Consider the following 12,047-nt stretch of genomic DNA (forward strand, 5'->3'; position numbering starts at 1 on the left):
TCCTCAAGGTGGCCACAGGCTCAGGGTTTGGGGGCGAACTGCTCGAACACCTGCTGTCCGGTCAGGGTCGGGGTGTCGTTCTTGAGGGCATAGAAGTCGGGCTTCTCGTCGATGAAGATCTGCCCGGTGAGCTCGAACCCCTGATCCTGAAACAGGCCGGCGGAGAGGATGTACTCGTCCGTCGGCAACAGATGGTAGAAAAGATGGGTGCCGCAGGTGGGGCAGAATCCGCGCTCCGCCCACTCCGACGAGCGGTAGGCCACCGGGGCCATCCCGGTGAACCGTACGCCCTTGCCCCCGTGCACCGCGAACATGGGTCCCCCTGACCAGCGCCGGCACATGGCGCAGTGACACAGGTTGACCTCCTTGTGATCGCCGCTCGACACGGTGATCCCGCCACACAGACAATGTCCTTCCATGATGCCTCCTGAGAGTTGGGGCGACAGACCGGGCGAACGGGTGCTCGCCTTCTTGCCGCACCAGATGAAGTAGCACGGGATCCGGGGGGCGGCAACTGACCATTCCGGAGCCTCACCGCGGGGCTGAGGCTCCCGGAGCGGGAAAATCCCCTTCTTTATTCATCGAGTGAATGACTCAACACACCCCATGCACAGGATAAATAATGGTCAGGTTCCCTCCTGCAAGGCGATGCGATTCCCCTCGCAATCCCGACACTCCGCCACCCGGAGGCTCTCCCCGACCCGGGTGACGGGATAGAGACAGGCCCCGCCCGATGCCAGTGCCCGGGCCATGGCCCCCTCGATGTCAGGCACCCGCAGATAGATCCGGGTGCCATCCAGACTCGGCACATAGCTCTCCCCCTTCGCCAGGGCGCCGGAGCAGCCCGCCGTGCCACTTTCCAGGGGAAAGAGCGCCATCTCGTTGCCATCGATCTGCACCCGCTCCAGCACCGTCTCGAAGACCCCCTCATAGAAGCGAATGGCTCTCTCCAAATCCTGTACCGGAATTTCAAAATGAATGGCGATGTTCATGGTCATCCTCCCTCGGTGTGAACCCGCAGGCTATCAGTGCCAAAAGAGGCGCAACAAGCCAGCGCGGCGATCAACAAGGGAGGCGCGCGGCCTCCACGGGGTGCTTGCGCTTGTACTGACTCTCAGGTCACCGGTGCCCAGGGATCCCCCTTGCCCGGCTCGTTGCCCTGGGTCCACCACTTGGCCTGATAGATGACCCCCTTGTGGCTCACCTTGTTGCCCGCGGTGTAGACCTTGCCTGCCTCCCAGGCCGGTACCCCGTCCACCGGCGGCGTGCCGGGGTCGACCGGGGCCGGATCCAGCGTGGCCACCACCTGTACCTTGGGCCAGCTGGCGTGGGAGCCGTAGAAGTTGGTCACGCACTTCTCGTAATCCCCCGGCACCAGGGCCGAATAGGCGGTCTGGTACCCCACCAGATCACACTCGAAGGAGTAGCCGCCGGGTCTGTCCGGGTAGTATTTCCAGTTGCCGTCCCAGTTGGTGTAGAGCACGTCGGTGGCGCCGTTGAGGTTGAGGCTGCCATAGGGGATCTGCTGCCAGCAGGTGTTCTTCTCGTCCGCCAGCAGCGGGATCCCGTAGTGGGCCGCAAGCCCCTCCCAGTAGCGGATGCGGTTGACCGGCTGGCCCTTGTTCTTGTTCTGCTCGCCGCACTCGATGCCACCGTTGATGATGTTGATGGTGGTGCCAAAGCCGTAGCCGATGCCCGCCGCCAGCTCACGCTGGGAGGGCACCCAGGTCCGGTCGATGACGTGCAGCATGGCGGGTTTGGGAGCCTGGGGCGTCAGGAAGAACCAGATGGCGGAGGCGAGGTTGAGCCAGGAGTCCACCACCAGCCCGGGGTTATTGAGGAGCACGGTGGCGTCGCCGTCGAACATGGCCTCGGAGAAGGCGCCGTAGTTGAAGTGGTAGGAGAGCTGCTTGGCGCCGCGACCGAAATAGCCCTGACCGGTGCTGCAGGGCCAGCGCCGGTTCTGCCAGTCACTCTGGCCACACCCCGTGGTGTAGCCGGTCTGCCCCTCAGACCAACCCATCTCCCGCACGTGCACCAGGGCCTGTTGCCACTCCTCCAGCCCAAGGGGGTTGTCGGAGACATTCTCCTTGGCAATGTGGCCGCCGGTCTCCTGGGCAAAGTGGGCGAAGGCGGTGATGATGGACTTCTTGCAGATGGCGTCCGCATTGCGCCCGTCCGTGTAGTCGCCGCAGAAGGCGGGGAACTTGCCCACCGCCCGCAGGAAGCGCTCGTAGGTGTACTCCGGGGCGGCCATCTGGGTCAGGAACTCCCAGTCCGATTCGGTGAAGACCCGCTCGACCCGCTTGACGTTGTCCGGGTTGCCGGGGGCGCGTGCCACGATGGCCTCCACCACCGAATTGGGCCGGGTGGCCAGGGCGTGGGACCAGATCCCGTACATGGGGTTGGCGGTCTTGGCCTGGGCCGCACTGGCAAGATCCGCCGCCGCCATCACATAGCCGCCGCTGTTCTGGGGATCGGGCTGGATTGTCATGGCGCTCTGGCTGGGCAGTGCCCAGACGAGGGCAACCAGGCAGGCGGTACGCGTGAGCATGAACATGGGTAACCATCCTTGTCTTGAAAATGTCAGGGCGAGCATAGGCATCCTGACAACTAAATTCACGACAAGAATTAAGAATTTGGCGAAATTGTGAGCCATGCCTCCCTGCACTCAGATGGCGCTCGTTTGCAGGGGGATCCAGCCCCTGGTCTTGCGGCCGCAGCCATCCGACCTGTCCGGACTCTTGCTCAGATCCCCCCTGCGCGCACCGCCCGGATCAGCAGATTGCGCGGGGTCATGGGTTTGGGACAGAAGGTGCCCACCTCCACCCGGTAGCCCTGCTCCTCGAGGAAAAGGGCGCGATCGAGCAGAAGCCAGATTTCCAGGGGACGGCGAAACAGGTGGCGCACCAGCTCCATGCGGGCGACATCGCCAAAGCGCCGCTCCCCCTGTGCCAGCAAGGCGGCGTAGTCGAGCCCCGCGGGCAAGCCCATCCCCTTGCGTTCGGCGGCCCAGTGGCAGAAATCCTCGAAGCCCCCGGTCAGCAGGCTCTTTTGCAGGTTGGGCACCGGCAGGTACTCATCCACCCCGCGCACCTGGCGCTGCAGGCAGTCGAAGGCGAGGCGCCACACCACCTCCCGCTCCCGCAGCCGGGCGATGCGGGCACCGCCGGTCACCGTCTCCTGCAGCGGCAGCTTCAAATCGCTCTTGCCAAGGCGCAGGGCACTGGCCCTGGCGGCCCGGGAGAGGGGCGCGTAGTGCTCTCCTCTGATGAGGTGGTAGCAACACGGGGAGAGGGTCACCCCCTGGGCACGCCCCTCGGCCACCCGCGTCAACAGATGGGTGTGCAGATCGCCGCAGGCATGGAGCGCCATGGCGTGATGGTGCGGGGCGATGAGGGCCCCGGACTCGGCGGCAAAGGCATCCGCCTCCACGAACCGCATGTTGGCGCCGTCGCGCGCGGCGAGCCGCCGCCCCTCCTCGCAGAGCGCCCCCTGCCACTCCAGGCTAAGGATCTCCGCGCCACGGTGCAGCGACACCAGGCGCCCCAGATGCCCCTTGCCGGCGCACCACTCCAGATAGGGACCTTGGTGGGGGGGCAGGCAGCCGGTGAAGGCCTCTATCTGCCCCTGCTTGCGTCCCGGCATGTACATCGCCATGGTCCTGGCGCACTGGACGGGCTCTGGGGCGAAAGGGGCAAGCTCGCCGAGGGCCTGCAACTCGGCCCCCGCCGGGATCCAGGGGGCAAGCAGGGTGCAGAGCGCATCCATGTCCCCGTCGAGGTGCGCTATCTCGTCAAGGGTCAGGGCTGCCAGGCACTTCGCAAGGGCTGGCGCCTCGCGGGCAAAGGCGATCCCCAAATGGTGATAGGGCTGGTATTGCCACCAGCGTCGCTCGGCGGTGAGCAAGCAGTCCAGTTGTCGAAAACGGTGGGCCAGCACGGTGAACCTGTCCTTTGGCGCAAAAAGGGAGGCTCATTCTAGCGATCTGCCGTCAAAAAGCACTCGCCTGTGCGCCGCTGGTAGCCTGACAAAAAGCAGGGATTTGTGCTATATTCCGCCCCCTCATTCGCGCAGCCCGCCACGGCGAGCCGCTTTACCCCTATAAACGGAACCCAATCATGACCATCAATGCCATCCTGCAAGCCCGTGCAAATGCCAAATGCGAGCTGTGTGGCGCAGAACATGCGCTGACTGCCTTCCCGGTGCCGCACTCCCCCGCCAGCGACGACGACCACAGCGTGGCCCTCTGCGCCACCTGCCGCGGCCAGCTGGAGCAGCCGGACACCACGGAGGTGAACCACTGGCGCTGCCTGGGTGACAGCATGTGGAGCCAGGTGCCGGCGGTGCAGGTGATGGCCTGGCGCCAGTTGAAGGCCCTCGTCGCCCGGGGCGAGCTCTGGGCCCAGGACATGCTGGACATGATGTACATGGAAGACGAGGTCAAGGCCTGGGCAGACGCCGGCGTGACCAGCGACGATGACGACAGCGTGCCGACCGTCGACTCCAATGGCGCCGTGCTGGTGGAAGGGGACTCCGTCACCCTGATCAAGGATCTGGACGTCAAGGGCGCGGGCTTCACCGCCAAGCGCGGCACCCTGGTCAAGGGCATTCGCCTGACCAACAACCCGCTGCACATCGAGGGCAAGGTCAACGGCATGCAGATCGTGCTGGTGGCCGCCTATCTGAAGAAGGCCTGATACCGCCCCTTCAAGCCAGAAGCGCCCCCAGGGGCGCTTTTTTGTTGCCTCTGTTTCCTGCCGTTCGGGTGGCACTCGCGGGAAACTGGACTATCCTGCAAACCAGTTCCGCGGTATGCCCCTCCCCTGACTGTCAGTGCGCCAACGGAGAGGGCCTTCCCGGCACGCATGGAAAGACCCCGGGCACCCTGATCCCCATGGCGCCCACGAGACAAGGAGCCGCCCCATGGCCAGCAAGAAAGAGATCAAGAAGAAGATCGCCGCCCGCCAGGCGAAAATCGCCAAGCACGAAAGCAAGATCAAAAAGCTGAAAAAAGCCCTGAAATAGGGGCTGACAACCATTAAAACCGCCTGATGGCGGTTTTTTCATTACTGCGTTGGCCGCAAGGCGCGTCGAGTGGCCATGACTGCCAACCTCCGGCTAGCACCAATACTTCCTGTTCCAACCACAATCCCCTTTCGATCAGATATATAAGGACCTCTTCCAGTTGCTTGCCATGCTCACTCACCACGGGGACCTCCTCCCATGGGATCTTGCCTCTGCTGATCGGTTGCCCCTCCAGACGGCGGATCAGAGTGCGGGCATAGTGATGAACATAGGCCATCAAGGTGTCGGGTAGCCAAAGAGCCAACGGACGACGAAGGGCATGGGCCAGCTCGTTAGCGATATCCAATCCGCGCTGATCCAGATCGCCAAAATGGGCCCAGGGTACGGCAGCCGGCAACAGCGGGAATACCTGACGTGCCAACTTGGTATTGCGGCCAGGCACATAGAGCAACAACTCCCCCACTTGCAGCGGGTAATCCACGAAAGCTCCCTTGTTCTCCACCGTGACCAGTTGCCGCCCCTGCCACTCAATGCCATGTAACTTACTCAAGCAGCGCTCCGGTAAGACCAGCTCTCCCAATAGTGCCAGTTGCGCCCTCATGTCGTGGCGCAGTCCGTCCTGGTCGATGAGTGACAGCGGGCTCAGCGTGCGAAGTCGAATCACTTCATCCTGTGTCAGCGTGATGTCGATAGCATCATTATCTGGATCTATCCCGCTCTTGCTGTCCCCATACCAGAGGGCATGAAAACTGGCCTGGTTTAGATGTGCGGGCAGGTCCACCCCGAGAGCCCGTATCGTGTCACGCCTGTCCGGCATCACTGGTGCAACCTGTGCCAGCTGTGCTGCGAGATAATTCCTTCCAGCATCGGTCAACACATGACGAGCCCCTCGTCCCACTGGCTTGACTCCACCCACAGCCTGCAGGAGATCTCTCAACTCGCGGCCATGCTTGCTATCGAGTGAATATCCCTGGTTATTAGTGTCTGCCAGCAAGCGGGCACAGAGATCCTGCACACGACGCTCATCAAAAAGTGACATCCTCCCCCCCTCTTTCATTGCGGTTCCATATGGCCAAGTAGAGGGGATCTTTCTGTCCACAACCGTGACCTGTCTCGCACCAAAGGAAGATCGCTCTTTCAAACCGTCACCCGTCCACAAGCTCGTGGCAGGATGGTCAGCGGTTACGATTGGCAATCCATCGACATCGGTGAAATCAGTATGCTGCGACGCCATCTTAAATGCGAAAGGGGACTCCCTCCCACCTACGTCGGAGGGAGTCCCCTTTCGCATTTAAGATGGCAAGCAGGGAGGCCGCACGGATAAGCGCAGGCTCCTGCAGCTCGCCGGATTCGATGATCACCTTGAGCACCCGGGCGCCGCACAACGCCTTGCAGCCGCGCACCAGCGCCCGGGCGGGTGCCTCGTCCCCGGCCATCAAGGCACGCCAGGGGATCACCAGGTCGATCTCGTCGGCGCCATCCGCGAGGGCGGCGCGGGTCTCGGCCAACACGGTTGCCAGATCATCGTCGCCGTGGGGGAAGTTGACCACGGTGGCAACCTTGACCTCGGGGGTGCCCTGAGCCGCCAGGGTGAGCATGGCCAGCCCCACGAAGCGCGGGTAGATGCACACCGCAGCGGTGGTGCCGACAGGGGTCCGGGCCTGATGGCAGAGGGCGATGATGCGCGCGTCGTGGTCATCGTCGTTGAGGCTGGTGAGATCCATCAAGTGGATGGCTAGGATGGCCGCCTCTGTGGTGGCGCAGGCAGGTTCAAAAGCAGTCACGTCGTTCATAAATAGCTCCTGTCGGGATAAGAGAGGGGCGCCGCAGCGCCCCGAAACAAAGGGTGAGAGACTCAGGCGAGGGAGAAGAAGACACCGGCGATGGCGGCGCTCATCAGGTTGGAGCAGGTGGCCGCCAGCACGGTACGCAGACCGTAGCGGGCGATGAAGTCGGTGCGTGACGGGCAGAGGGTGCCGAGGCCACCGATCAGGATCCCCATGGAGGCCAGGTTGGCGAAACCGCACAGAGCGAAGCTGATGATCACCTTGGACTTCTCCTCCAGCACCTGCAGACCGGCGGCGGTGACCGTGCTGGCGTCTTTCAGGTAGGGCGCCAGATCGCTGTAGGCCACGAACTCGTTCACCACCAGCTTCTTGCCGATCATGGCGCCAGCGATGCCGATGTCCGCCAGCGGTACCCCGAGCAGGAAGGCGAGCGGCGAGAAGATCCAGCCCAGGATGAGCTCGAGGGAGAGCGGCATGCCCACCATCTCCCCCACCCCGCCCAGCAGGGTGTTGACCAGGGTCACCAGACCAATCATGGCGATCAGCATGGCGCCGATGGCCGCCGCCAGCTTGAGGCCGCTGCTGGCCCCCTCGCCTGCCGCTGCCAGCACGTTCTCCGGCTTCTTGCCATCAAACTGGATACTGTTGTCAAAGACGTAATCCGGCTGGCTGGTTTCGGGGATGATCAGCTTGGCAAACAGGATCCCGCCCGGCGCCGCCATGAAGGAGGCCGCCAGCAGGTACTGCATGTCCACTCCCATCATGGCGTAGCCCGCCAGCACGGTGCCGGAGACCGAGGCCATGCCGCCGCACATGACGGCGAAGAACTCCGAATCGCTCATCCTGGGCATGTAGGGTTTGACCACCAGCGGGGCCTCGCTCTGGCCGACGAAGACGTTGGCCACCGCCGACATGGATTCGGTCTGGGAGGTGCCAAGCAGCCGCGCCATGGCGCCACCGATGATGCGGATCACCACCTGCATGATGCCGAGGTAGTAGAGCACGGCGATGAGCGCCGAGAAGAAGACCACCAGGGGCAGCACGTTGAGGGCAAACACGAAGCCGATGCCGTCCACCGAGAAGTTGACCAGGTTGCCAAACAGGAAGTGGATCCCCGCCTTGCCGCTTGCCAGCACCGCCTCGACCCCGTGGGCCATCCCCTCCAGCGCCCGGCGTCCCAGCGGCACATAGAGCACCAGAGCGCCGATGGCGACCTGCAAGGCCAGCGCCAGCCCCACGGTGCGCAGGCGAATGGCCCTGCGGTTGGTCGATGCGAACACGGCGATGAGGATCAGCGCCGCCATACCGAGAAATCCTGCTGCAAACATATCTGACCTCCTGGTCGTTCCCTGCTTACTGGAAGTGGTGCTGGATGAAGGCGTTGATGAGGCGGATGAAGTCCGCTTCCGCCAGCTTGGCGCACTTGAGGGTCTGCTCGTGGGAGAGTTGCACGTCACCGAGCCCCTCCGCCATGTTGGTGATGGCACAGATGGCCAGCACCGGCAGCGAGCAGTGGGCGGCGCTGACCACCTCGGGCACCACCGACATCCCCACCACGTCGCCCCCGATGATCTGCATCATGCGGATCTCGGCGGCGGTCTCGAAACAGGGGCCGCTGTAGGAGACGAACACCCCCTGATTGACGGCGATCCCCTCCCGCTCGGCCAGCGCCAGCGCCTCGCTGCGCAACCCCTTGTCATAGGCATTGGCCAAGCTGAAGAAGCGCGGGCCGTAGGCCTCGTCATTGGCCCCCGTCATGGGGGTGCCCGGCATGGTGTTGATGTGATCGTTGAAGATGACCAGGGAGCCGACCCCGATGCGCTCCGGGCGCAGCGAGCCGGCCGCATTGGTTACCAGCAGCAGCTCGCAGCCCAGGCGCTTGAAGGTGCGCACCGGGGTAGTCATCACCTTCATGGTTTCGTGTTCGTAGTAGTGGCCACGCCCCTTCATGCAGACCACGTCCACCCCGTGCAGCTTGCCGAGCACCAGCTCGCCGCTGTGGCCCGCTACCGTGCTGACGGGGAAGCCGTCCAGCTCCTCGTAGGGAATGGTGACCTTCTCTTCCAGCGCATCGGCCAGCACCCCGAGGCCGGAGCCCAGGATCATGGCGGCGCGGGGGGCAAACCCCGGCTTGCGGGCAAGAATGGTGGCGACGGCATTGAGTACGGGATCGTGTTGCATGAGTTGTACCTCTTGAGGCTGTGAATGAGACATGACGCTCACTCTAGGGGAGGTATTGGACGACAAAAATCGCTAAAATCGGCCTGATTATCCCGATATACAGCACAATGAGCGGCGTAATGGGGTAATGACGCACACGAAATGGCCCAAAAACCGCTGCTTCATGCCATTTCACCGTCAAACGGGTCGCCGGAGGGGAAAAACCGGAGTGATGCGGATCGCGGTTTAAGGAGGGACCTGCCTCCCTGCCCCGCCATTCCCGTGCCCGAACTTTGACGGCGATCTCACCCTTAAAGCCTGGAGAGACCATGTTCCCGGACACCCAATGGCGCGATCGCGTCACCCTCAAGATGTTGCGTTACTTCCATGAAGTGGCCAGCCAGGGCCACTTCAGCCGGGCAGCCCTGCGGCTCAATGTCTCCAAATCGCCGCTCAGCGCCCAGATAAAGGAACTCGAATCCCTGCTGGGGGTGGCCCTGTTTGAGCGCCACACCCGCCAGGTGAACCTGACCCCCACAGGGCGCCTGTTGCAGGCCGAATGCGATCGCCTGTTCGACGTGCTGGAGAGCGGACTCAACCGGGTGGTGCAGGCAGGGCGCATGGAGCGCAACCAGATCCGCATCGGGCTGGTCAGCTCCATCTTCTGGGCCGGTTTTGGCGAGGTGATCCGCCATTGTCACCAGCGCCACCCCGAGTGCGAGATCTCCTTCACCGAGCTCTCCCCCGAGCGCCAGAAGCAGGCGCTGGCCAGCAAGGAGATAGACATCGGCCTCGCCCGCTTCGCCGACACCCTCAACATCCACCCGCTGCAGGCCGAGACTGTCTATCGGGAGTCCATGGTGCTGGTGGTATCGGACGAGCATCCCCTGCGGGATCGCAAGCGGGTCTCCCTCCCTGAACTCGCCGCAGAGCCCTTCGTGCTGATGAGCCGCGCCAACTCCGCCTCCACGGATCTCATCATCAACGCCTGCCTGGTGGAGGGCTTTTACCCCCGCCTGCGTCAGGAGGTGGTGGAGCTCAATACCCTGATGGCAGTGGTGGCCACCAGCCAGCAGGTGGCCCTTGTGCCCGCGAGCTACGCCCGCCAGAAGTGGCCCCACATGCGCTTCATCCGCCTCGAGCAGGGGATCCCCGCCGATCTCTGCGTGCTCCATGCTCCGCCCCTGGCCGGGCAGCCGACGACCACCGCCATCCGCCACTTCATCGACACCATGAGCGAGCAGATGAACCTGCCGGAGCGAGGCTGAAGGCAAAAAGCCCGATGAGGGGATCATCGGGCTCTGCGGCAAGGATCAGGGGCTCACTTCTTCCATGAAGACAAGCCGAAGGGGTTCGGCCAGCAGCTCGTCCGCCTGGCGAGCGAAAGCCTGGAAATACGCGGTCTCACAGTGGGCATCCAGGGCGGCCTGACTCACGAAGGCTTCCCGCATGTAGAAGGTGCCGGGTTCATCCTTCAACTCGAACAGTACGTAATCGAGGTTGCCCGGCTCCTGGCGAGTGGGGTCAATCAAGGTAAGCAGGGCATCGCGAAGGCGCTCTCCCATGCCGTCACGGGCCTTGAGCACCGCGATCGATACCAGTTTGTCTGTCTCTTTTTTCATCCAGTTTTCTCCGTTGTACATCGTCAACACGCCAGAGAGTGCAACCTGGACAGCGATTTATACTGCCGAATGCCCCCCATCAGACGTTGCCCAGTGTAGGCAGGACGGTGGAGGCCATATAGGGGGGCAGAATGAACACTGTGTTCAACGGGGTGGATAACCACGCCGTGCACGGAGGAACAAACGAGCGGGAGGGATCATGGCGCAAAGGGTGGCAACGGGACCCGCCAGGAGGCGGCACGGCTTGCTGCCCCCTGGTCCAGGCTAAGGGCCTGCAGACCAGCGCTCAACGTCAAGGCAATAGGTGGTGAAAGGGTGTTCGCCCAGGCGCGTTTTCCTCACCCAGATGGCCCGTCTGGCGAGGGATCGATAAGGCGGGCGGGTATCCAGCAAGTGAAAGAGGATCGTCCGATGGCCAAGCTCCCTCGCCCACCCCATCATCTCGTTGAAAATCGCCACGCCGCTTCCCCAGCCGGCCCTGGCGAGCACGATGGCAAGCTCCACCCCCTCGTCATCGGGCTGGATGCCGCACCACCCCGCCAGGGTGCCGTCGAGGAAGATGGCGCGCACGCGACAACCTGGCCGGGCGTCGACTCCCAGCTTGTACGCCATCCAGTCGTGCACCCCGGCCACATCGAAAAGCGGGTGAGGGATCAGGTGCTTTCGCAGCGTCTCGTCGTTGAGCAGCGGCAGAAAATCCTCTGCCCTGACAGCAGAAAAGGGGCTGAACACCATGGAGGTCTCTCTCATTGCCCGAAGAGCTCCCCCTAGTAGGGGCTGCCATCCTTGTGTCTGGCTGACCAGGCACCATCGGCCCCCTGTACCAGGGCCAGATCGTCGTCGGGATAGTCGACGGTGTCCCCTGGCAGCCTGTCCCCCACCTCGAGATAGACGGCGTCCACCTCACCGTGGTTGAGCAACTGGTGGGCCAGGCCGCTGCCCCCCTTGAAGCCGATGCACTCCCCCGGCGACATCCGGTACTCCTCCTCCCCGTGGCGCAGGGTGGGATTGCCCGAGAGCACATAAACGAACTCGTCCTGCAGGCCGTGATGGTGCTTGAGCGCCGAGATGGCCCCCGGTGCCAGGGTCGTCAGATTGACCCCGAAATTGGCGAGGCCGAAATGATCCCCCAGCCTGCGCCGGGTGCGGTGCTTGACCAGGGAGGCAAAGGGCTCCGGATAGAGGGACTTTGCCTTGTGCTCGGGGATGGCCGTTGCCTGAATGGCGCGCTTGTCAGTCATGTTCTGATCCTCCCTGTGAATGACGTCTCACTTTATAGCCTGCTCCTTAGCGGCGAAACATGGGCAGGGGTTGAAGGGGGTCTCACACACCATGTCATGCCCGGTTGCCGCCAGATGGCAAAGACACCCTGTTTCGGGAATTCAGATAATAAGTGCGACACTCATGGATGAATGGCGAGAGGTGGCCAACTGCTGATTGGTGGTACCCT

The 12,047-nt window shown here is 63.3% G+C and carries 13 protein-coding genes; 2 read left to right on the forward strand and 11 right to left on the reverse strand.

All coding sequences use genetic code 11. From position 1 onward, the window contains the following. Positions 1 to 20 precede the first annotated feature (20 nt). The 4 genes from PG887_RS04475 to PG887_RS04490 all read right to left on the reverse strand — a co-directional run bounded on the left by PG887_RS04475 (position 21) and on the right by PG887_RS04490 (position 3,942). Entirely contained in the window at positions 21 to 419 is a 399-nt protein-coding gene (locus PG887_RS04475) for a GFA family protein (RefSeq protein WP_041211468.1), read from the reverse strand. Positions 420 to 626: 207 nt separating this feature from the next. After that, positions 627 to 992, reverse strand: a complete 366-nt coding sequence (locus PG887_RS04480; protein WP_221365486.1) for a VOC family protein — start codon at positions 990 to 992, stop codon at positions 627 to 629. 122 nt (positions 993 to 1,114) lie between these two features. Further along, positions 1,115 to 2,560 carry a chitinase gene (locus PG887_RS04485; RefSeq protein ID WP_270821240.1) on the reverse strand — a complete coding sequence of 482 codons (1,446 nt, stop codon included), beginning with the start codon at positions 2,558 to 2,560 and terminating at the stop codon, positions 1,115 to 1,117. Between the two features lie 188 nt (positions 2,561 to 2,748). After that, positions 2,749 to 3,942, reverse strand: a complete 1,194-nt coding sequence (locus tag PG887_RS04490; RefSeq protein WP_049636771.1) for a methyltransferase — start codon at positions 3,940 to 3,942, stop codon at positions 2,749 to 2,751. Between the two features lie 179 nt (positions 3,943 to 4,121). Between PG887_RS04490 and PG887_RS04495 the strand changes: the two genes are divergently transcribed. Continuing rightward, a complete protein-coding gene (locus tag PG887_RS04495; RefSeq protein WP_039040739.1) occupies positions 4,122 to 4,700 on the forward strand; it encodes a PhnA domain-containing protein in 579 nt (192 codons plus the stop codon). Positions 4,701 to 5,041: 341 nt separating this feature from the next. Here PG887_RS04495 and PG887_RS04500 read toward each other — a convergent pair whose 3' ends face one another. The 4 genes from PG887_RS04500 to xapA all read right to left on the reverse strand — a co-directional run bounded on the left by PG887_RS04500 (position 5,042) and on the right by xapA (position 8,996). Then, complete coding sequence (locus tag PG887_RS04500) at positions 5,042 to 6,067, reverse strand: Wadjet anti-phage system protein JetD domain-containing protein (RefSeq protein ID WP_104454229.1); 1,026 nt, start codon at positions 6,065 to 6,067, stop codon at positions 5,042 to 5,044. Between the two features lie 196 nt (positions 6,068 to 6,263). Then, a complete protein-coding gene (deoC, locus tag PG887_RS04505; protein ID WP_270821241.1) occupies positions 6,264 to 6,821 on the reverse strand; it encodes a deoxyribose-phosphate aldolase in 558 nt (185 codons plus the stop codon). Positions 6,822 to 6,883: 62 nt separating this feature from the next. Further along, positions 6,884 to 8,143, reverse strand: a complete 1,260-nt coding sequence (locus PG887_RS04510) for a NupC/NupG family nucleoside CNT transporter (RefSeq protein ID WP_042879248.1) — start codon at positions 8,141 to 8,143, stop codon at positions 6,884 to 6,886. A gap of 25 nt (positions 8,144 to 8,168) precedes the next feature. Then, entirely contained in the window at positions 8,169 to 8,996 is an 828-nt protein-coding gene (gene xapA / locus PG887_RS04515; RefSeq protein ID WP_048207782.1) for a xanthosine phosphorylase, read from the reverse strand. Positions 8,997 to 9,304: 308 nt separating this feature from the next. Between xapA and PG887_RS04520 the strand changes: the two genes are divergently transcribed. Next, a complete protein-coding gene (locus tag PG887_RS04520; RefSeq protein WP_270821242.1) occupies positions 9,305 to 10,243 on the forward strand; it encodes a LysR family transcriptional regulator in 939 nt (312 codons plus the stop codon). 45 nt (positions 10,244 to 10,288) lie between these two features. Here the strand turns inward: PG887_RS04520 and PG887_RS04525 are convergent, their stop codons facing one another. The 3 genes from PG887_RS04525 to PG887_RS04535 form a co-directional block, all read right to left on the reverse strand. Further along, on the reverse strand, positions 10,289 to 10,597 hold the full coding sequence (locus tag PG887_RS04525; protein WP_042879252.1) for a putative quinol monooxygenase: 309 nt from the start codon (positions 10,595 to 10,597) through the stop codon (positions 10,289 to 10,291). Between the two features lie 264 nt (positions 10,598 to 10,861). Continuing rightward, positions 10,862 to 11,347 (reverse strand): GNAT family N-acetyltransferase, encoded by a 486-nt coding sequence (locus tag PG887_RS04530; RefSeq protein ID WP_201926149.1) that lies wholly within the window; start codon positions 11,345 to 11,347, stop codon positions 10,862 to 10,864. A 17-nt stretch (positions 11,348 to 11,364) separates the two neighbouring features. Next, complete coding sequence (locus PG887_RS04535; RefSeq protein WP_039040728.1) at positions 11,365 to 11,838, reverse strand: cupin domain-containing protein; 474 nt, start codon at positions 11,836 to 11,838, stop codon at positions 11,365 to 11,367. Between the last annotated feature and the right edge of the window lie 209 nt (positions 11,839 to 12,047).

It is taken from the genome of Aeromonas sp. QDB14 (assembly GCF_027707845.1).
Lineage (GTDB): Bacteria > Pseudomonadota > Gammaproteobacteria > Enterobacterales > Aeromonadaceae > Aeromonas > Aeromonas caviae.